Annotated in this window: 24 protein-coding genes; 23 read left to right on the forward strand and 1 reads right to left on the reverse strand. The window is 40.9% G+C overall.

Annotated features, from left to right (window positions below):
* Positions 1-47: 47 nt before the first annotated feature.
* The 10 genes from NSQ34_RS00205 (at position 48) to rsmI (ending at position 7094) form a co-directional block, all read left to right on the forward strand.
* Positions 48-1457, forward strand: coding sequence for an aminotransferase class I/II-fold pyridoxal phosphate-dependent enzyme (locus NSQ34_RS00205; protein ID WP_254001531.1), 1410 nt, complete (start codon positions 48-50; stop codon positions 1455-1457).
* The gene (gene tmk, locus NSQ34_RS00210) at positions 1454-2092 is read left to right on the forward strand and encodes a dTMP kinase (RefSeq protein ID WP_034284135.1); all 639 of its coding nucleotides are present in this window, start codon (positions 1454-1456) and stop codon (positions 2090-2092) included. The genes NSQ34_RS00205 and tmk overlap by 4 nt, the downstream gene beginning before the upstream one ends.
* Before the next feature lie 79 nt (positions 2093-2171).
* Positions 2172-2501, forward strand: a complete 330-nt coding sequence (locus NSQ34_RS00215) for a cyclic-di-AMP receptor (protein WP_024425625.1) — start codon at positions 2172-2174, stop codon at positions 2499-2501.
* A gap of 12 nt (positions 2502-2513) precedes the next feature.
* Positions 2514-2954, forward strand: coding sequence for a YaaR family protein (locus NSQ34_RS00220; protein ID WP_024425626.1), 441 nt, complete (start codon positions 2514-2516; stop codon positions 2952-2954).
* Positions 2955-2965: 11 nt separating this feature from the next.
* Positions 2966-3955, forward strand: a complete 990-nt coding sequence (gene holB / locus NSQ34_RS00225; protein WP_120206887.1) for a DNA polymerase III subunit delta' — start codon at positions 2966-2968, stop codon at positions 3953-3955.
* Positions 3956-3957: 2 nt separating this feature from the next.
* Positions 3958-4785: a stage 0 sporulation family protein gene (locus tag NSQ34_RS00230; RefSeq protein WP_024425628.1), complete on the forward strand. Its 828-nt coding sequence runs from the start codon at positions 3958-3960 to the stop codon at positions 4783-4785.
* A gap of 14 nt (positions 4786-4799) precedes the next feature.
* Entirely contained in the window at positions 4800-5153 is a 354-nt protein-coding gene (yabA, locus tag NSQ34_RS00235) for a DNA replication initiation control protein YabA (protein ID WP_024425629.1), read from the forward strand.
* Between the two features lie 55 nt (positions 5154-5208).
* Entirely contained in the window at positions 5209-5952 is a 744-nt protein-coding gene (locus NSQ34_RS00240) for a tRNA1(Val) (adenine(37)-N6)-methyltransferase (protein WP_098677774.1), read from the forward strand.
* The gene (locus tag NSQ34_RS00245; protein ID WP_098677773.1) at positions 5939-6238 is read left to right on the forward strand and encodes a GIY-YIG nuclease family protein; all 300 of its coding nucleotides are present in this window, start codon (positions 5939-5941) and stop codon (positions 6236-6238) included. The genes NSQ34_RS00240 and NSQ34_RS00245 overlap by 14 nt, the downstream gene beginning before the upstream one ends.
* Positions 6213-7094 (forward strand): 16S rRNA (cytidine(1402)-2'-O)-methyltransferase, encoded by an 882-nt coding sequence (gene rsmI / locus NSQ34_RS00250; RefSeq protein WP_098677772.1) that lies wholly within the window; start codon positions 6213-6215, stop codon positions 7092-7094. The genes NSQ34_RS00245 and rsmI overlap by 26 nt, the downstream gene beginning before the upstream one ends.
* Before the next feature lie 45 nt (positions 7095-7139).
* On the opposite strand, the gene NSQ34_RS00255 is transcribed toward rsmI, so the two are convergent.
* A complete protein-coding gene (locus NSQ34_RS00255; protein WP_087975202.1) occupies positions 7140-7430 on the reverse strand; it encodes an AbrB/MazE/SpoVT family DNA-binding domain-containing protein in 291 nt (96 codons plus the stop codon).
* Between the two features lie 520 nt (positions 7431-7950).
* Between NSQ34_RS00255 and metG the strand changes: the two genes are divergently transcribed.
* From metG to glmU, 13 genes are all read left to right on the forward strand, one after another.
* Positions 7951-9951 (forward strand): methionine--tRNA ligase, encoded by a 2001-nt coding sequence (gene metG / locus NSQ34_RS00260; RefSeq protein ID WP_048239539.1) that lies wholly within the window; start codon positions 7951-7953, stop codon positions 9949-9951.
* A gap of 81 nt (positions 9952-10032) precedes the next feature.
* Complete coding sequence (locus NSQ34_RS00265; RefSeq protein WP_024425634.1) at positions 10033-10800, forward strand: TatD family hydrolase; 768 nt, start codon at positions 10033-10035, stop codon at positions 10798-10800.
* 244 nt (positions 10801-11044) lie between these two features.
* A complete protein-coding gene (locus NSQ34_RS00270; RefSeq protein WP_041105711.1) occupies positions 11045-12247 on the forward strand; it encodes a G5 and 3D domain-containing protein in 1203 nt (400 codons plus the stop codon).
* 161 nt (positions 12248-12408) lie between these two features.
* The gene (gene rnmV / locus NSQ34_RS00275) at positions 12409-12969 is read left to right on the forward strand and encodes a ribonuclease M5 (protein ID WP_024427200.1); all 561 of its coding nucleotides are present in this window, start codon (positions 12409-12411) and stop codon (positions 12967-12969) included.
* Positions 12962-13840 carry a 16S rRNA (adenine(1518)-N(6)/adenine(1519)-N(6))-dimethyltransferase RsmA gene (gene rsmA / locus NSQ34_RS00280; protein WP_024427199.1) on the forward strand — a complete coding sequence of 293 codons (879 nt, stop codon included), beginning with the start codon at positions 12962-12964 and terminating at the stop codon, positions 13838-13840. The genes rnmV and rsmA overlap by 8 nt, the downstream gene beginning before the upstream one ends.
* A 114-nt stretch (positions 13841-13954) precedes the next feature.
* Positions 13955-14839, forward strand: coding sequence for a sporulation peptidase YabG (gene yabG, locus NSQ34_RS00285; RefSeq protein WP_024427198.1), 885 nt, complete (start codon positions 13955-13957; stop codon positions 14837-14839).
* Between the two features lie 213 nt (positions 14840-15052).
* The gene (locus tag NSQ34_RS00290) at positions 15053-15310 is read left to right on the forward strand and encodes a Veg family protein (protein WP_003217979.1); all 258 of its coding nucleotides are present in this window, start codon (positions 15053-15055) and stop codon (positions 15308-15310) included.
* A gap of 163 nt (positions 15311-15473) precedes the next feature.
* Positions 15474-15659 carry a small, acid-soluble spore protein, alpha/beta type gene (locus NSQ34_RS00295; protein ID WP_012008653.1) on the forward strand — a complete coding sequence of 62 codons (186 nt, stop codon included), beginning with the start codon at positions 15474-15476 and terminating at the stop codon, positions 15657-15659.
* A gap of 146 nt (positions 15660-15805) precedes the next feature.
* On the forward strand, positions 15806-16675 hold the full coding sequence (gene ispE, locus NSQ34_RS00300) for a 4-(cytidine 5'-diphospho)-2-C-methyl-D-erythritol kinase (protein WP_061109541.1): 870 nt from the start codon (positions 15806-15808) through the stop codon (positions 16673-16675).
* Between the two features lie 55 nt (positions 16676-16730).
* The gene (gene purR / locus NSQ34_RS00305) at positions 16731-17564 is read left to right on the forward strand and encodes a pur operon repressor (protein ID WP_024427197.1); all 834 of its coding nucleotides are present in this window, start codon (positions 16731-16733) and stop codon (positions 17562-17564) included.
* 38 nt (positions 17565-17602) lie between these two features.
* Positions 17603-17980 (forward strand): 2-iminobutanoate/2-iminopropanoate deaminase, encoded by a 378-nt coding sequence (ridA, locus tag NSQ34_RS00310; protein WP_024425639.1) that lies wholly within the window; start codon positions 17603-17605, stop codon positions 17978-17980.
* 224 nt (positions 17981-18204) lie between these two features.
* Positions 18205-18501 carry a septation regulator SpoVG gene (gene spoVG, locus NSQ34_RS00315; protein WP_008357439.1) on the forward strand — a complete coding sequence of 99 codons (297 nt, stop codon included), beginning with the start codon at positions 18205-18207 and terminating at the stop codon, positions 18499-18501.
* A 198-nt stretch (positions 18502-18699) separates the two neighbouring features.
* Positions 18700-20070 carry a bifunctional UDP-N-acetylglucosamine diphosphorylase/glucosamine-1-phosphate N-acetyltransferase GlmU gene (gene glmU / locus NSQ34_RS00320; protein ID WP_024425640.1) on the forward strand — a complete coding sequence of 457 codons (1371 nt, stop codon included), beginning with the start codon at positions 18700-18702 and terminating at the stop codon, positions 20068-20070.

A 20070-nucleotide genomic window follows, 5' to 3' on the forward strand; every position in this document is an offset into this window, starting at 1 on the left:
GTTATAATAGACATAAGATATCGTTAAAGTGAAAAGGATCGATTTGTTTGAAAACACCTTTATATACAGCATTAGCACAACATGCGGAAAAGAAACCTTATTCTTTCCACGTTCCAGGACATCACAATGGAGATGTCTTTTTTGATGAGGCACGGACTTATTATGACTCAATTCTTCAGCTGGATGTAACAGAGCTTGAAGGGTTAGATGATCTCCATCATCCAACTGGTGTGATACAAGAGGCTGAACATTTATTGGCAAAGCTATATGGATCAGATCAAAGCTTTTTCCTTGTGAATGGGACAACTGTCGGAAATTTAGCGATGGTGATGGCAGCCTGTCGTGCGGGAGATGAGATTTTCGTCCAGCGAAATTGTCATAAGTCTGTTTACCATGCGATTGAGCTTGCAGGAGCCACGCCTATTATGATAGAAGCTGAGGTAGATCCACACCTGTATGTTCCAACACATGTGACGGATGAAACAGTCAAAAAAGCCATAGCCAAACATCCTAATTGCCGGGCGATCGTTTTGACTTATCCGAACTACTACGGACATGCAGCTGATTTATCAAAGCTGATTGACATGTGCCACGAAGCAGGCATGATCGTTTTGGTTGATGAGGCACATGGTGCACATTTTGTATTAGGCGGCGCTTTTCCCCCATCTGCTCTTTCCTATGGAGCTGACGTGGTGGTACAATCAGCACATAAAACCCTTCCGGCCATGACGATGGGATCCTACCTTCATCTACAGGGGGAGCGAATGGATGCAAAACGTTTGAAAACATTCCTCACGATGCTTCAAAGCAGTTCTCCATCCTATCCAATTATGGCCTCATTAGATGTGGCAAGAGCTTATGTCGAGGAGATCAAGAAAAAAGGGATCTTGGATGGAATCATGAAAGGGCTGGCAGAGCTGAAAAATGAGTTCAACCGTATACCTCAGCTTGAAGTGGTCGAGTCTGAATTGCTTTCTAACGATCCATTAAAATGTGTGATTCGATCAACAAAAGGGCTGACTGGTTATGAACTAAAACGAGTTTTTGAATCAGTGGAGGTTCACCCAGAGCTTGCGGACGAACATCAGGTTTTACTTGTCTTTGGTTTTGAACAGAAGAAGGATATACCTTTTAAACGAATAGAGCAGGTTCTTAATCAAAGCAATTCATTGCTCAAAGGAAAAGATCATTTCCAAAGAGAGGCGCTGGCTGATGACAACGAGGAGCATAGACAGGATATAGAAGCCGTCCCATTTGAACGTGCAGCAGGACGGGTTAGTGCAGAATCGGTTATTCCATATCCACCGGGTATTCCTTTGATCGTTAAGGGAGAGCGTATTGAAATCGATCAGATTGCGGCTTTAAGCCGTTTGCTTGGACATCAGGTTCATGTTCAAGCCAGTCAGGTGATTCATCAGAGAAAATTATATGTTTATATAGAAGAGGAGACACTATGAGCGGTATGTTTATTACGTTTGAAGGGCCAGAGGGTGCTGGAAAAACGACAGTGATTCGAAAAGTGTATGAAGAAATGGAACGCCAAGGATATGCAGTGATGGCGACACGTGAGCCTGGCGGCATTGACATTGCAGAGCAGATTCGTGAAGTCATTTTAAATGAAAAAAACACAAAAATGGATGCGAAAACAGAAGCTTTGCTGTATGCAGCCGCAAGAAGGCAGCATTTGGCTGAGAAGGTAGAACCGGCATTACAGCGCGGGCAGACGGTTTTATGTGATCGTTTTGTTGATAGCTCCCTTGCTTATCAAGGCTATGCGAGAGGGCTTGGGATTGAAGAAGTAAAGTCAATTAACGACTTTGCTATCAATGGCACGATGCCGCAAATGACCATTTATTTTTCAATTACACCTGAGGAAGGGCTAAAGCGAATTGATGCCAACCAGGGAAGAGAAAAGAATCGATTAGACATGGAGACGCTGAATTTCCACCAGCTTGTCAGAGAAGGCTATGAACTGCTTATTGCACAATCGCCAGAACGATTCCGTGTAGTGGATGCGTCTCAACCGATGCAGGCTGTCTATAAAGAAGTCCTTCAATTGATTCAGGACACATTAAAGCAAAATCAAATATGACCTAATTCCCAATCGTTGTTATAATATAGAGGAAGACATCGGCATGTCATCTGTGCCTAAAATAAAGGAGGCCAATCAAATGAAATTAATTGTTGCCGTTGTACAGGACCAAGATAGCAGCAAGTTGTTGAAAATATTGACTGAACATCATTTCGGCGTGACAAAATTAGCTTCAACTGGTGGGTTTTTAAAGTCTGGGAATACGACTTTTATTATTGGTTGTGATGATGTCCGAGTGGATAAAGCATTACAGCTTATAAAAGAAAATTGCCGTAAACGTGATCAAATGATCGCGCCTGTCTCCCCAATGGGCGGAAATGCAGATTCATACGTACCATACCCTGTTGAGGTTGAAGTTGGCGGAGCTACTGTTTTTATTCTGCCAGTTGAACAATTTCATCAATTTTAAGGATGGGTTGCTGTGAAAATTAATCAAGATATGCGGCTGCGTTTAGAAAAGCGTGAACTCCAAGCGATGAAAGGAAGCCAGACATCTGCCTCCTTTAAAGCTTCGATGGAGACGCAAAGCGGCAAACTGCGCTTAGAACAGCTGACGGTCATGCTGAGTGATATCGAAGTGTTCGGAAAAAAGCTCGCAAAGTCACGAAACCTAAAGGATTTGGCTAGGTTTAAAGGTCTGGTGAAGCGCTTTGTGAAAGAGACAGTCGATAATGGATTAAATATAGAAACATCAAGGAGCTTTGACATTTATGGAAACACACGTACACTTGCTTTGGTCAAAGCCTTAGATGAAAAGCTGATTGAATTAACCGAGGAAATGATGGATCAAGAAAAACCATCTATTGATTTGCTTGAACGTATTGGAGAAATAAAAGGTTTATTGATTAACCTTTACACATAGAGAGTGATAACATGGCAATTAGCTGGGATGACATGAATGATTTGCAGCCGCGCGTCATGCGGCTGATTTTTAATAGTATTGATAAAGACCGACTTGCGCACGCCTACTTATTTGAAGGAAAAAAAGGAACCGGAAAACTGGATGCAGCGATACTTTTGGCTAAAAGCTTTTTTTGCTTGGAATCAGGAGTGAAACCATGTGAATCCTGTCAAAACTGCAAAAGGATTGCATCAGGAAACCATCCCGATTTACATCTTGTGCAGCCTGATGGCCAATCAATTAAGAAGGCGCAAGTGCAGGCACTGCAAGAGGAATTTACAAAAGCCGGTGTAGAATCTCACCGGAAAATGTATATTATTCTTCATGCGGACAAAATGACGGTCAATGCCGCGAACAGTTTATTGAAGTTCCTAGAGGAGCCTAATCGGGAAACGATGGCGGTTTTAATCACTGAGCAATCGCATAAAATGCTGGATACGATTATTTCAAGATGTCAGATGCTCAGCTTTCAGCCGCTGCAGCCGCAATCCTTGGAGCAGCAGCTTTTACAAGAAGGCGTATCTCAGCATCTCGCAAGGCTTTTGTCGAATTTAACCAATAATTTAGCAGAAGCACTCGAATTAAGTCGAAATGATCAGTTTGCAGAGTCTAGAGCGAAAGTGATAAAATTGTATGAAGTCTTACACCAGCGAAAAGAACATGCATTTTTTTATATACAGGATCAATGGATGCCTTTTTTCAAAGAGAAAGACCTTCAAGAAACAGGTCTGGATATGCTTTTATTTATATATCGTGATGTATTGTCGATTCAAATAGGAAATGAAGATAAAGTCATTTATCAAGACTTATTCCAGACAATGAAGCAGCATGCGCTGCATTCCACACAGCAGATGGTGACCAGCCAGATCCTTGCTGTATTAGAAGCGAAAAAGAGACTTCAATCCAACGTGAATGCCCAAGGGCTGATGGAGCAATTGGTGTTGATGTTGCAGGAGGGATAAGCTTGTACAACGTAATTGGTGTTCGCTTTAAAAAAGCGGGCAAAATCTATTATTTCGATCCTAATGGATTTCATATAGAAAATGATAGTTGTGTCATTGTAGAAACGGTCAGAGGGGTTGAGTACGGACAAGTGGTCATCGCCAACAAAAAAGTAGATGAACACGATGTGGTTCTCCCTCTGCGTAAAGTCATTCGTGTAGCAGACGAACGAGACCGGCTCATCGTTGAGGAAAACAAAGAAGCAGCGATGACAGCCTTTGATACATGTCTTCAGAAGGTAAGTGAACATGGGCTGGAAATGAAATTGGTCGATGTTGAATTTACATTTGACCGAAACAAGGTCATCTTCTACTTCACAGCAGATGGCAGAGTTGATTTCCGTGAGCTAGTGAAGGATCTTGCATCAATTTTCAAAACGAGAATTGAACTTCGCCAGATTGGCGTAAGAGACGAGGCAAAAATGCTTGGCGGCATTGGTCCTTGCGGGCGAATGCTTTGCTGTTCGACATTCTTAGGAGACTTTGAACCAGTGTCGATTAAGATGGCAAAGGATCAAAACCTGTCGTTAAATCCGACAAAAATTTCCGGACTATGCGGCCGTTTGATGTGCTGCTTGAAATATGAGAATGATGAGTATGAAACAGCGAAGGAACAATTACCGGATATCGGCGAAACGATTCAAACGTCTAATGGCTCTGCCAAGGTAGTAGGGCTCAATATTTTAGAACGAATTTTGCAAGTTGAATTAACCGGGCAAGAAAAAGTGATAGAATATACATGGGAAGAATTATTACAAGAAGGCGTTGTATCTGCACAAACAACTGAGTAACGAGGTGTGCCACCTTGGATAAAAAGGAACTATTTGATACGGTGATTAATTTAGAAGAACAAATCGGTTCTCTTTATCGCCAGTTAGGTGATTTGAAAAATCATATCGGTGAAGTGATTGAAGAAAATCATCAGCTGCAGATGGAGAATCAGCACTTGCGTGAACGTCTGGATCAGTCGGATCGAGACAAATCGTCTGAGGCAGAGAATGATTCTGCCCAGAAGCCAAGTCATTCTGATATAGGAGAAGGTCATGATAACCTGGCCCGGTTATATCAGGAGGGCTTCCATATTTGTAATGTACATTATGGAAGCATTCGTAAAGAGGGAGACTGTTTGTTCTGTCTGTCATTTTTAAATAAAAAATGAGAAAAGGCTTCCGCTGAACCGGGAGCCTTTTTCACAGGAAAAGAAAGGATACATCATGGTTTCGTTAAGAGAAGATGAACGTTTAGATTACCTGCTCGCCGAAGATATGAAGATTATACAAAGTAAAACTGTGTTTGCCTTTTCATTGGACGCAGTATTATTAGCTAAATTTGCGTATGTACCGATCCAAAAAGGGGAGATCATTGATCTTTGTACCGGAAACGGTATCGTGCCATTGCTGCTTTCGACTCGTTCTAAGGCCTCGATTACGGGTGTTGAAATTCAAGAACGGCTGTTTGATATGGCAAAAAGAAGTGTGGAGTATAATCAACTTGCGCACCAGATTGAATTGATTCATGGTGATTTGAATGATATGCCGGAACGCTACGGCAACCATAAAGTTGATGTGATTACATGTAACCCGCCATATTTTAAAACACTTTTTAAGGATGAAATCAATGAAAATGAATATTTGGCGATTGCACGGCACGAAATTCATTGTACATTAGAAGATGTTATTCGTGTTTCTTCCACGCTGCTAAAGCAAGGGGGAAAACTGGCGATGGTTCATCGACCAGGACGGCTGCTTGAGATTGTGGAATTAATGAAGAAATACCGAATTGAGCCAAAACGAATTCAATTTGTTTATCCCAAACAAGGGAAAGAAGCCAATACCATCTTGGTAGAGGGCATAAAAGATGGAAAACCAGATCTGAAAATTCTCCCGCCTCTTTTTGTTTATGGGGAAGATCAGGAGTATACAGATGAAATCAGGACGATACTGTATGGAGAAGCATAATCATTACTTCTATGTATTAAAATGTGCAGATGGCAGCCTGTATGCGGGTTATACAAATGATTTACAAAAGAGATTGATGACCCACAATAGTGGAAAGGGAGCAAAGTATACAAGAGCGAGACGGCCGGTTGAGCTTTTTTATCATGAATGTTTTGCAACCAAAAGAGAAGCCATGCAGCAAGAATATCGTTTCAAAACGTGGACGCGGAAAAAGAAAGACATTTATATAGAAGAAATGCGAATAGAAAAGGAGACGGCACATGAAAAAGACACAGAAAAGCTTTGATGGTCAATCTGGTATGGGGATTCTTTATCTTGTCCCAACCCCGATCGGAAATCTAGAAGATATGACGTTCCGAGCGATACAAACATTAAAAGATGTAGACTATATTGCCGCAGAAGATACAAGGCAAACGAAAAAGCTTTGTCATGTATACGAAATTGATACACCCTTAACCAGCTATCATGAGCATAACAAAGACAGCAGCGGCCACAAGTTAATCGAATGGCTAAAAGAAGGGAAAAATATCGCACTCGTGAGTGATGCCGGTTTACCGACGATTTCAGATCCAGGGGCCGAAGTGGTTCGAGATTTTACTAGCATTGGGGGCTATGTCATTCCGTTACCTGGCGCTAATGCTGCACTAACGGCACTCATTGCATCAGGAATCGCGCCTCAGCCATTTTTCTTTTACGGTTTTCTCGACCGTCAAAAAAAAGAAAAGAAAAAGCAGCTTGAAGCCTTGAAGAAACGCCAAGAAACGATCATTTTCTATGAAGCACCCCATCGATTAAAAGAAACGCTGACTTTGATGAAGGAAGTGTGGGGGAATCGGAACATCGCAATTACGAGAGAACTGACGAAAAAATTCGAAGAGTTTATTCGTGGAGATTTAGAGTCTGTGCTGACATGGGCTGCGGAGAATCAAATCCGAGGTGAATTCTGTCTTGTGGTACAAGGAAATGATCAAGCTGAAGAAGAGCTGAATGAAGAAGCTTGGTGGACGTCCTTATCTGAAAAAGAACATGTGATCCATTACATAGAGGAAGGATTAACGTCGAAGGAAGCCATTAAACGTACAGCTGTCGAACGTGGTGTGCCAAAGCGCACGATATACGATGCCTTTCATATTGAACAATAAAGAAAGGTTCTTGCAAACGGTGCAAGAACCTTTTTTATATGAACCTTATTTTTGTGATTGAAGTTGGTTTTGAATTTCGTTAATGATTTGCTCTGCACCTTCACGGCTAAGAACTAATTTACCATTAGCAAGCTTAAGGTTATCGTCTGATACTTCACCTGTTACTTGGCAAGTCATGTTTGGTTTATATTTTTTTAGGATAATTTTTTCATCATCAACATAAATTTCCAAAGCGTCTTTTTCAGCGATTCCTAGCGTACGGCGAAGTTCGATTGGAATCACCACGCGTCCTAATTCGTCAACTTTACGTACAATACCTGTAGATTTCATCTTCATTCTCCTCCCAAAAAGAACTTATTCTTAATATAATATTATCTTCGTCATTATTCGACAAATTCCTTACATTCCTAGCATAACAAGGTTTCCATAAATCGTCAATCATTTTGTTTACTATTGTTTGTAAAATATGACTCTTAAAGTCAAAAGACCTTGAAACTACTGGTGTATAAGGATTTTGTAGGCTTTTTCTATGAAAATATAAGAAATGACGAGATCAGATTAACAAGACTTTTGCCCTAATTTAGCCAATTGTAAATCTGGAAATAGATTTCATACGACAATATTCGACAAAATGTCGACGGGTTTGTCGTTTTTTTCGAAAAACTCATCTTTTTCGATCATTTCATCTTGTTCTATGTATATATGCTTGATCTTAAAGGCTAAGATGGTATCATAGAGAAAGCACAAGTGCAAAATTGAATGAATTGATCTGACACATTTTCATGTAATGATGATAACCGCTCTCGTCCATTGGGCGGGAGTTTTTGACATTTACACACACGCAGGAGGTTCCGACATGCCAGAAAAGAAAAAAACGTTTTATCTGACAACACCTATTTACTATCCGAGCGGAAAATTACATATTGGACATGCTTATACGACAGTAGCAGGAGATGCTATGGCTCGTTATAAACGTCTTCAAGGCTATGATGTGATGTATTTAACGGGTACAGATGAGCACGGACAAAAAATTCAGCAAAAAGCTGAAGAACAAAATATCACACCGATCGAGTATTTAGATCCAGTCGTAGAAGACATTCAATCTTTATGGAAGAAACTCGACATTTCTAATGATGACTTCATCCGTACAACGGAAAAAAGACATACGAAAATCATTGAGCAAGTCTTTCAAAAATTGCTTGATCAAGGAGATATTTATTTAGATCAATATGAGGGCTGGTACAGTATTCCTGATGAGACATTCTATACAGAAACACAGCTTGTTGATGTTGAGCGTAATGAGAAAGGGGAAGTCATTGGCGGGAAAAGCCCTGACAGCGGCCACCCTGTTGAATTAATTAAAGAAGAATCATATTTCTTCCGCATGAGTAAGTATGCGGACCGTTTGCTCGATTATTACGAAAAAAATCCATCGTTTATTCAGCCTGAATCAAGAAAGAATGAAATGATTAATAACTTCATTAAACCAGGTTTAGAGGATCTAGCAGTATCAAGAACAACCTTTGATTGGGGAATTAAAGTTCCTAACAATCCAAAACACGTCATTTATGTATGGATTGATGCATTATTCAACTATTTAACTGCGATTGGCTATGGAACAGATCAAGATGAAAAATATAAAAAATATTGGCCTGCCAACGTTCATCTCGTAGGAAAAGAAATTGTACGCTTCCATACGATTTATTGGCCGATTATGCTGATGGCATTAGATCTGCCTCTGCCGAAACAAATTTTTGCACACGGCTGGCTGCTCATGAAAGATGGCAAAATGTCTAAATCAAAAGGGAATGTGGTAGATCCGGTCACATTAATTGATCGCTATGGCCTCGATGCCCTTCGTTATTATCTGCTTCGCGAAGTACCATTTGGTGCGGATGGTGTGTTTACACCAGAAGGATTCGTGGAACGTGTAAACTATGACCTTGCCAATGATTTAGGTAACTTGCTTAATCGTACAGTTGCGATGGTGCAAAAATATTTTGACGGCACTTTAAGCAGCTATAAGGGTCCTGTTAATGAGTTTGATGAGGAGCTGAAAGCAGTAGCTGAACAAACAGTCAAAGCCTATGAAGAAGCGATGGAAAATCTTGAATTCTCTGTGGCTCTTTCAAATGTTTGGACATTAATCAGCAGAACCAATAAATATATTGATCAAACAGCTCCATGGGTGCTGGCAAAGGATGAAACAAAACGAAAAGAACTGCATTCTGTTATGTATCATTTAGCAGAATCACTTCGAATCACTGCAGTACTCTTAACGCCATTCCTAACGAAAACACCTGAGAAAATCTTCTTCCAGCTTGGGATTGAAGAAGAGAAGCTCAAAAGCTGGGATAGTATCCTATCATTTGGTGCGATTCAACAAGCGACGGTACAAAAAGGAGAGCCTTTGTTCCCGCGTTTAGAGGTTGAAGAAGAAGTAGCCTACATTAAAGAAAAAATGCAGGGAAGTGCACCTAAGGTAGAAGAAGAAAAAGTGGAAATCGAAGAAACGGAATTACCTGAGCTGGGAGCAGAAATTGCATTTGATGATTTCTCAAAAGTTGATCTTCGAGTTGCACAGGTATTGGAAGCAGCCCCAGTGAAAAAAGCGGATCGTCTCTTAAAGCTTCAGCTTGATTTTGGATTTGAAAAAAGACAAATAGTCTCTGGGATTGCCAAGCACTATCAACCAGAGGAATTAGTAGGGAAGAAGCTTGTTTGCGTAGCGAATCTTACACCAGTTAAACTCCGAGGGGAAATTTCCCAGGGAATGATTTTAACTGGAGAAACTGGCGGGAAATTGCAGGTTCTTGAAGTAGATCAATCTCTAGCAAATGGAACAAAAATTTTATAAATTAACAAAGGTGTTCCACGTGTAACATTTCGTCGAACACCTTTTGTTTTTTAGGAGAATTGTCGAAAGGAGCAATCAACCATGTTATTTGATACACATGCCCACTTAAATGCAGAACAATACAATGAAGACTTAGAGCAGGTGATCGAAAGAGCGAAAAGCGAAAAAGTTGAGAAAATCGTGGTGGTAGGGTTTGACCGCCCGACAATTACGAGAGCGATGGAATTAATTGAAGAGTATGATTTCATATATGCAGCTATCGGCTGGCATCCAGTCGATGCTATTGATATGACAGATGAGGATTTGGCTTGGATCAAAGATTTATCTCAACACGAAAAAGTGGTTGCAATTGGAGAAATGGGTCTGGATTACTATTGGGACAAGTCGCCAAAAGATGTGCAAAAGGAAGTATTTAGACGCCAAATTGCTCTTGCGAAGGAAGTGAAGCTTCCAATCGTTATTCATAATCGTGACGCAACGGAAGATGTCGTGACGATTTTAAAGGAAGAGGGAGCAGCTGAGGTTGGAGGTATTATGCACTGCTTTACTGGCAGTCTGGAAACTGCAAAAGCGTGTATGGAGATGAACTTTTATATTTCATTCGGTGGACCCGTGACATTTAAAAATGCCAAAAAGCCAAAGGAAGTTGTAAAGGAGATACCAAGTGACAAGCTTTTGATTGAAACAGACTGCCCATACTTAACGCCAGTGCCATTTAGAGGGAAACGTAATGAGCCAAGTTATGTCAAATATATCGCGGAACAGATTGCGGAGCTGAGAGAAATCAGCTTTGAAGAGCTTGCTGAATTGACAACAAAAAATGCAAAAAAAGTTTTCCGTATAAACTGACAGTATATGATGTCAATCCTTGTTTAAGCTTGTCCAATTGTGAAACATAACGAAAAAGTTCTACACGTTTGCGCCTCCTCATAGGATAAGTTGTCGATAAGTCTTTCTTCCCTTCCTTCCATAAATCTCCCATAATAGGTTTACAATCGAGCATTTTTGTACAGTGGGTGGAAGGGTTGACAGGTTTTGAGATACTCTATATAATCTCTCCGAGGAGAAGGAGGCGTTTTTCATCGTACAAAAAATGAAAAATCTGTTTTCTGTGAAGCTAGGAAAAGGCAAGGTTTTATTACTAGTGGTTTGCTTGCTTTTAGCTGGAACTGGAACGGCTTACGGTGCGCATGAGCTCACTAAGCAGTCTATTACCATTTCAATCAATGGTAAAGAGAAGACAATTCGTACACATGAAGAGACAGTAGCACAGCTGCTTTCAGACCTTGGAATAAGGACCAAGGCGGAGGATCATATCTCTCCAAGTCTAAATACAAAGATTCAAGACAATATGAACATTGTGTATGATGCGGCTATACCGGTTCATCTGACCCTAGATGGGAAAGAGAAAACGATATGGACTACAGATCAGACGGTTGGAGCATTATTGAAGAATGAGAAGATAGATATAGGGAAGCACGATCAAGTAACACCAGGAAAGAATGACAAGTTAAAAAAGGATATGAATCTTGTGGTTCAGCAGGCCTTCCAGGTCAGCTTAAATGATGGAGGAAAAGATAAAAAAGTGTGGACCACTTCGACTACGGTCGCTGACTTTTTAAAGCAACAAGAGCTAAAGCTCAAGAAGCACGATAAGATCAAGCCTGCGTTACATAGTAACCTTTCTAAAAAGAGCGCAGATATAAAGATCACTCGGGTGGAAAAGGTCACCGATGTAGTGGAAGAGAAAATTGCTTTTGATACCAAACATAAAAAGGATCATTCTCTTGAAAAAGGGAAAGAGAAGGTACTTAAAAAAGGTGAAGAAGGTAAATTGAAGAAGCACTATGCCATTGTGAAAGAAAACGGCAAAGTGGTGTCTAAAGAATTGATTAAAGAAGTGACCGAAAAAGATAGTAAGGACCGATTAGTGGCTATTGGTACACAAGTGGCCAAAAAGGAACCTACAGCGTCCCCTGCGGTTTCACGAAGCAATGAATCGTCAGGAAAAGAATTTTATGTGGCATCAACAGCCTATACAGCGAGCTGTGCTGGATGTACGGGCAGAACGTCTACAGGCTTTAATTTAAAAGCAAATCCAGGTGCAAAGGTTATAGCAGTTGATCCGAGTGTCATTCCGCTGGGCTCAAAAGTGTATGTGGAAGGCTATGGATATGCCGTTGCATCAGACACTGGATCTGCTATAAAAGGGAATAAAATTGATGTGTTCGTCCCAAGTAAGTCGGCAGCTTATCAATGGGGAAATAAACGAGTAAAAATTAGAGTACTCAAATAAACACATCAAATCATTTATATGAACAGAGGGCTTTGCGCACCCTCTGTTTTTTTGGTTATAATAGAAGCACTGTTTTCTAATTAATTAGACGCAAAAGCAGCATGAAAGGTTTCGTTTTTTTAACCAAAAAATGTAGATTGTTTTTGCAAGCGGAGGAATACATGAAAATCAAAGAAATCATTGTGGTGGAGGGTCGTGATGACACTGCCAGAGTGAAGATGGCAGTGGATGCAGATACGATCGAAACAAACGGATCTGCCATTGGCGATACAGTCATTCAACAAGTGCGTCTTGCTCAGGAGACGAGAGGGGTCATTATTTTAACAGATCCTGATTTTCCTGGTGAGAAGATCCGTAAAACCATCGCAGAGGCAGTTCCTGGCTGTAAGCACGCTTTTTTGCCAAAACATCTTGCGAAGGCGAAGCGGGATAAAGGAATTGGTGTCGAGCATGCTTCCTTGGACAGTATTCGGGAATGTCTTGCCCATGTCCATGAAGAAATGGAAGTAACGGAAAGTGACATTACTTTAGATGACTTATTTGACGCAGGCCTTATCGGAGGCGAAGCATCGAAACGCCGCCGCGAACGACTAGGAGTGCTTTTAAATATAGGATATACCAATGCGAAGCAGCTGCAAAAGCGCCTTCACATGTTCCAAATAACCAAACATGATTTTATTGCGGCCTTAAAGACCGTCATGCAGGAGGAAGCCGATGAATAAAGATATTGCGACACCCGTCAGAACGAAGGAAATACTGAAGAAGTACGGTTTCTCTTTTAAAAAGAGCTTAGGGCAGAACTTCTTAATTGATACAAATATTTTAGATCGCATTGTTGATCACGCAGAGGTTACAGATGAGACCGGCGTCATTGAAATTGGGCCTGGTATCGGCGCATTGACAGAGCAGCTCGCTAAACGTGCAAAGAAAGTCACCGCTTTTGAAATCGATCAGCGTTTATTGCCTATTTTAAACGATACGCTCTCTCCATATGATAATGTCACGATCATTCATCAAGATGTATTAAAAGCCGATGTGAGAAAGGTCATCGAGGAGAATTTTGCTGACTGTAAAGAAGTGATGGTCGTAGCCAACCTTCCATATTACGTGACAACACCGATTATTATGAAATTGCTTGAAGAAAACCTTCCATTGAAAGGGATTGTGGTCATGCTGCAAAAAGAAGTAGCAGATCGTATGGCAGCTGCCCCTTCATCAAAGGAATATAATTCACTGTCTATCGCAGTTCAATATTATACCGAAGCAAAAACGGTGATGGTTGTGCCTAAAACGGTTTTTGTTCCTCAGCCCAATGTTGATTCGGCTGTGATTAAGCTGACTGTTCGTGAAACGCCTGCTGTCTCAGTAGAAAATGATGCGTTTTTCTTTCAATTGATCCGAGCAAGCTTTGGCCAGCGCCGGAAAACATTGATGAATAATTTGATGAACAATCTCCCTGATGGAAAAAAACATAAAGCCATCATCGAAGAAGCACTTCAAACAGCAGATATTGATGGAAAGCGCCGCGGAGAATCATTATCCATTGAGGAATTTGCCCGTTTGTCGAATGTTTTACAAAAAGCCCTATCGTAAGGGCTTTTTTCTTTTGTTTTTCACCACTTCAACTGTTCGGGCATAGGCTAGAAAGAACAGCATATATGAAAGACGATACCAACAGGATATGAGCCTGATTGTGGAGTGAACAGCATGCAATTTCAAATAGGAGATATGGTGACGAGGGCATCCTATCAAATGGATATTATGTTTCGAATCATTCGAATTGATGAGACAGATCAGCACGAAGCCACTGCCATATTGCATGGGAATGAAGTAAGGCTGATTGCTGATGCTAAGATGTCGGATCTCGTCTTAATTCAAAAAGAGGAGCAGCTGACAAGGGAAAAGGACGACGAACGGAAAATTAACGAATCGCTCGACTTACTAAGACAGGATTATCAGCTGCTGCGTGAAAAACAAGAGTATTATACATCTGGACAATATCAGCATCAGGAGCAGTATTTTCACATGCCTGGAAAGGTCCTTCATTTAGATGGAGATGCTTCATACTTAAAGAAATGCTTAGATGTATATGAACGAATTGGTGTACCTGTGTACGGAGTGCATTGTCATGAGAAGAAAATGCCAAGCGTGATCGATTCGTTACTTGATCAATATCGGCCTGATATTTTGGTCATTACAGGGCATGATGCGTATTCCAAGCAAAAGGGCGGCGTAAATGATATCGGTGCCTATCGCCATTCTCGTCATTTCGTTGAGACGGTTCAAAAAGCAAGAAAGAAAATTCCTCATTTAGATCAGCTTGTGATCTTTGCAGGCGCCTGTCAATCTCATTTCGAATCATTGATCCAAGCAGGTGCCAATTTTGCAAGCTCACCTTCACGTGTGAACATCCATGCGCTCGATCCCGTCTATATCGTTGCGAAGATCAGCTTCACTCCATTTGTAGATCGAATCAATGTGTGGGATGTGCTTCGTAATACATTAACAAGAGAAAAAGGTCTCGGAGGCATCGAGACGAAGGGTGTTTTAAGGGTAGGTATGCCATATAAAAAAGACCATGAATCGACATAACCCGACTGATTTCAGTCTGGTTTTTTTTATGTGTAAAAAGAAATTTCAAACGGATACATAATTCACCGGAATTTGAGAAAAATAGGGAGGAGAAAAGGTAGAAGTTTGTCAAAATTATTTTGTTGACAATGGCTCGTGTTGGTTGATATAATTTAATTTTTATTTGACAAAAATGGGCCGTTGTTGTATAATTATCTCAGTGAGGTGGATGCAATGGCGAAGACTTTGTCCGACATCAAAAGATCGCTTGATGGTAACTTAGGTAAACGTTTGACGTTAAAGGCTAACGGAGGCCGCCGTAAAACAATTGAGCGTTCGGGCATTTTAGCTGAAACGTACCCTTCTGTATTTGTGATTCAATTAGATCAAGATGAGAATTCGTTTGAAAGAGTTTCTTACAGTTATGCAGATATACTGACTGAGACGGTCGAATTAACGTTCGATGATACCGCTAGCTCAGTCGCCTATTAATGGGCAGTGAACTTCTTGTTTACTGCTTTTTGTTTTGCCTTTTTTTCTGAATGGGAGTCTGTCCATTTTTTGAAAGGGGTAAAAGAAAGGATTCGATACAAAATAAGAAAGCCACAAAAGCAGTGGCACTGATTCGAATTCTCGACTAAAGGGGCTGTTTCGTTTGGGTAGACGCCGAGGCATTATGTCAGATGAGTTCAAATACGAGCTGGCGAAGGATCTTGGATTTTATGATACCGTCAAAAATGGAGGCTGGGGAGAAATTCGTGCGCGTGACGCAGGTAATATGGTCAAACGTGCCATCGAATTAGCTCAGCAGCACATGGCTCAGGATGAGAATCAACGATAGAAAAATGGTCAGGGATACCTCAGGTGTCTCTGGCTTTTTTTGCTGAAAAAGTCAGTGTGCTGGGCGTAAAAGCCAATATTCATCAGATCCATCAAATGTGATACAATATTGATACTTATGTTTAGATGGAGAAGTAGGTGAAATGTTTGCGTATTTTAGAAAAAGCACCGGCAAAAATTAATCTCTCACTTGATGTTCATGGAAAAAGACCGGATGGATATCACGAAGTAGAGATGGTGATGACAACAATAGACCTTGCAGATCGACTTGAGCTGACGGAGCTGGACAAAGACGAAATCCGTGTATCATCTCATAATCGATTTGTGCCAGATGATCAGCGTAACTTGGCTTATCAGGCGGCTAAATTACTCAAAACAAGGTTCGGTATTCAAAAAGGAGTATCGATTGTCATCACAAAAACAATACCTGTTGCAGCAGGTTTAGCTGGAGGCAGCAGTGATGCTGCAGCAGCGCTTCGCGGTTTAAACCGTTTGTGGAAGTTGAATCTCACGTTAGATGAACTAGCTGAGCTTGGAGCGGAGATCGGCTCAGATGTGTCTTTTTGTGTACACGGAGGCACAGCACTAGCGACAGGACGTGGAGAAAAACTGAAGCATATCGCGACACCGCCGCATTGCTGGGTGATTTTAGCGAAGCCGGTGATTGGGGTATCTACAGCTGAAGTTTATAGACAATATGACGCAAGCAAAGTAGAACACCCAAATGTACAGCGTATGATTGAAGCCATTGAAGCGAAAGATTATAAAGAGATGTGCGGCTCACTCGGTAACGTTCTGGAGTCTGTGACATTAAAGATGTATCCGGAAGTAGATATGATCAAAAGACAGATGAAGCGTTTCGGTGCTGATGCTGTATTAATGAGTGGAAGCGGCCCAACTGTATTTGGCTTGATTCAATATGAATCGAAGGTACAAAGAATATATAACGGACTGAGAGGATTTTGTGATCAAGTATACGCTGTCCGCATGATCGGCGAACAAAATGCCCTTGATTAAATCCGTATATTAAGTTATATTATTCATAAATTATTCGGGTTCTGGGGGTAAGTTCATGAAGTTTCGTCGAAGCGGCAGATTGGTGGACTTAACAAATTATTTGTTAGCCCACCCGCACGTACTAGTACCTTTAACTTTTTTTGCAGAACGTTATCAATCTGCAAAGTCCTCCATTAGTGAAGACTTAACGATTATCAAACAGACCTTCGAACAGCAGGGAATAGGCACATTGCTTACTGTACCTGGCGCTGCTGGCGGAGTGAAATATATTCCTAAAATTCACCTAAAAGAAGCAGATGACGTAGTAAACGATATCGGAGAGGCATTATCAACTCCTGAACGTGTACTTCCTGGCGGTTATTTATATTTAACCGATGTTTTAGGCAATCCATCGATTCTTGCGAAAATCGGTAAGCTGTTTGCGACCATCTTTGCGGACCGTGCGATTGATGTCGTCATGACCGTTGCGACAAAGGGTATTCCAATTGCCTATTCTGTTGCGGGTTATTTAAATGTGCCTGTTGTGATCGTTAGAAAAGATAATAAGGTAACCGAAGGATCAACAGTCAGTATTAATTATGCGTCAGGTTCGTCTAACCGAATTCAAACCATGTCCCTTGCAAAGCGCAGCTTAGATAAAGGCTCCAATGTGCTGATCATTGATGACTTTATGAAAGCGGGCGGAACCATTAACGGCATGATGAATTTGCTTGAGGAATTTAATGCAAATGTTGCAGGGATCGGTGTTCTTTTAGAAGATGAAGGCGTAGATGAACGTCTTGTCGATGAATATGTCTCATTGTTAAAGCTTTCAACCATTGATATGAAGCAAAAAATCATTGAGATCAATGAAGGCAATTTCCACGAGTTTTTTCATCCGAAAGCGTAAGCTTTGATTAAACATGTATTTGAATGGGAGAGATTGATATGACAAAAGTTGTTCAAACCAAACATGCACCAGCAGCCATTGGACCTTACTCTCAAGGAATTATTGTCAATAACATGTTTTACAGCTCAGGGCAGATTCCATTAACCCCAGCTGGAGATTTTGTCAATGGAGATATTAAAGAACAAACACATCAAGTATTCCGTAATCTTGAGGCTGTACTTGAAGCAGCAGGTGCTTCCTTTGAAACAGTCGTGAAAGCAACTGTTTTCATCAAGGATATGGAACAATTCGCTGAAGTGAATGAAGTGTACGGTGAGTATTTCCATACACATAAGCCAGCTCGTTCATGTGTGGAAGTGGCAAGACTTCCAAAGGATGCGCTTGTAGAAATAGAAGTAGTTGCATTAGTGAAATAAACAGGCACTCTCAATGAAAGCCGTTTGGTTTCATCATATGCAGGGAAAGACATCATCATGATGTCTTTTTTTATGCTGAGAATGTAAGCGTCGTCACGAATATGACAAATAATGTATAAATATCCCGATATTTCAAAAAAAGTTTAAAAAAAGAGCAGGAGAATCACCACGATCGTTGAATACCTAAGTAATGCTTTTATATTGGGAAAAGGTGGTGAACTACTGTGGAAGTTACTGACGTAAGATTACGCCGCGTGAATACCGATGGTCGCATGAGGGCGATTGCATCCATCACGCTGGACCACGAATTTGTTGTTCATGATATTCGTGTGATTGATGGAAATAATGGGTTGTTTGTTGCAATGCCTAGCAAACGCACGCCCGATGGAGAGTTTCGCGACATTGCACATCCAATTAATTCAAGCACTCGGGGTAAAATCCAAGATGCTGTATTAAATGAATATCATCGCTTAGGCGAAGAGGAAGAAACAATTGAATATGAAGAAGCTGGAGCTTCTTAATCATACGTGAACCTAAAAAGACAGCTTTAAGAGAAAATGAATGTTTTCTTTTAAATGCTGTCTTTTTTGCGTTCTTTCTCTTGTTTCTTAAGTCTTTCATCTGTTAGGAAATTATTGTACTTCCTTATGTATCCTTGAAATCAGTCTTTATTTAGGATATATTTTTCTATGGATAATAGGGATATTGGAGGCCAATCAATGGATAAGCGGTTCGCAGTGATTTTAGCAGCGGGAAAAGGAACGAGAATGAAGTCAAAGCTATATAAAGTACTTCATCCAGTTTGCGGAAAGCCAATGGTCGAGCATGTGGCAGATGAAGCGTTAAAGCTTTCTTTAGCCAAGCTGGTGACGATTGTCGGTCATGGTGCAGAGGACGTGAAAGAGCAGCTTGGAGACAGAAGTGAGTATGCACTTCAAGAAGAACAGCTGGGAACAGCCCATGCCGTTAAACAAGCAAAGTCGTTCCTCGCGCAGGAAAAGGGAACAACCATTGTCATTTGTGGTGATACGCCATTATTGACAGCGGAAACAATGGAAGCCATGTTAAGCGAGCATCAAAAACATCAAGCAAAAGTCACTATTTTAACAGCACATGCGGATGATCCAACAGGCTATGGCCGTATTATTCGTGACGAAACAGGTGCTGTCGTGAAAATTGTGGAGCATAAAGATGCGAACGATGCAGAGCGTCAAGTGAATGAAATTAATACAGGGACTTATTGCTTTTCAAATGAAGATCTCTTCCGTGTGATTGAGCAAGTGTCGAATGAAAATGCACAGGGTGAATACTACTTGCCAGACGTTATTGAAATTCTAAAAAATGAAGGGCAAACAGTTGCAGCTTATCAAACACCGCATTTTGAAGAAACACTTGGAGTTAATGACCGTATCGCTCTATCACAAGCAGAGCAATTCATGAAGCGACGTATTAATCATCAGCATATGAAGAATGGTGTGACCTTGATTGATCCTGAGAACACGTATATTTCGCCAGATGCTGTCATCGGTGAAGATACAGTTATTTATCCTGGGACGGTCATCAAAGGGAATGTAAAAATCGGTGCAGACGCCACTATTGGGCCAAACACTGAAATTGTTGACAGCATCATCGGAGATCGAACAGTTATTAAGCAATCTGTCGTCTGCGATAGTGAGGTTGGAGTTGATGTGACAATTGGACCGTTTGCTCATATTCGCCCGTTGTCGAAAATTGGCGATGAAGTAAAAATTGGGAATTTTGTCGAAATCAAGAAAACAGTTTTTGGAGACCGCAGCAAAGCATCTCATCTAAGCTACATTGGAGACGCAGAGGTCGGAACTGATGTAAATCTTGGCTGTGGTTCCATTACAGTCAACTATGATGGGAAAAACAAATTCTTAACGAAGATTGAAGACGGCGCATTTATTGGCTGTAATTCAAATCTCGTTGCACCAGTCACTGTCGGAAAAGGGGCATATGTTGCAGCCGGTTCAACGGTTACAGAAGATGTACCGCAGGATGCATTGTCTATTGCTAGAGCAAGACAAGTCAATAAAGAAGATTATGTGAAAAATATTCATAAAAAATAA

It is taken from the genome of Bacillus sp. FSL P2-0069 (genome assembly GCF_038593315.1).
Classification (GTDB): domain Bacteria; phylum Bacillota; class Bacilli; order Bacillales; family Bacillaceae; genus Bacillus; species Bacillus safensis.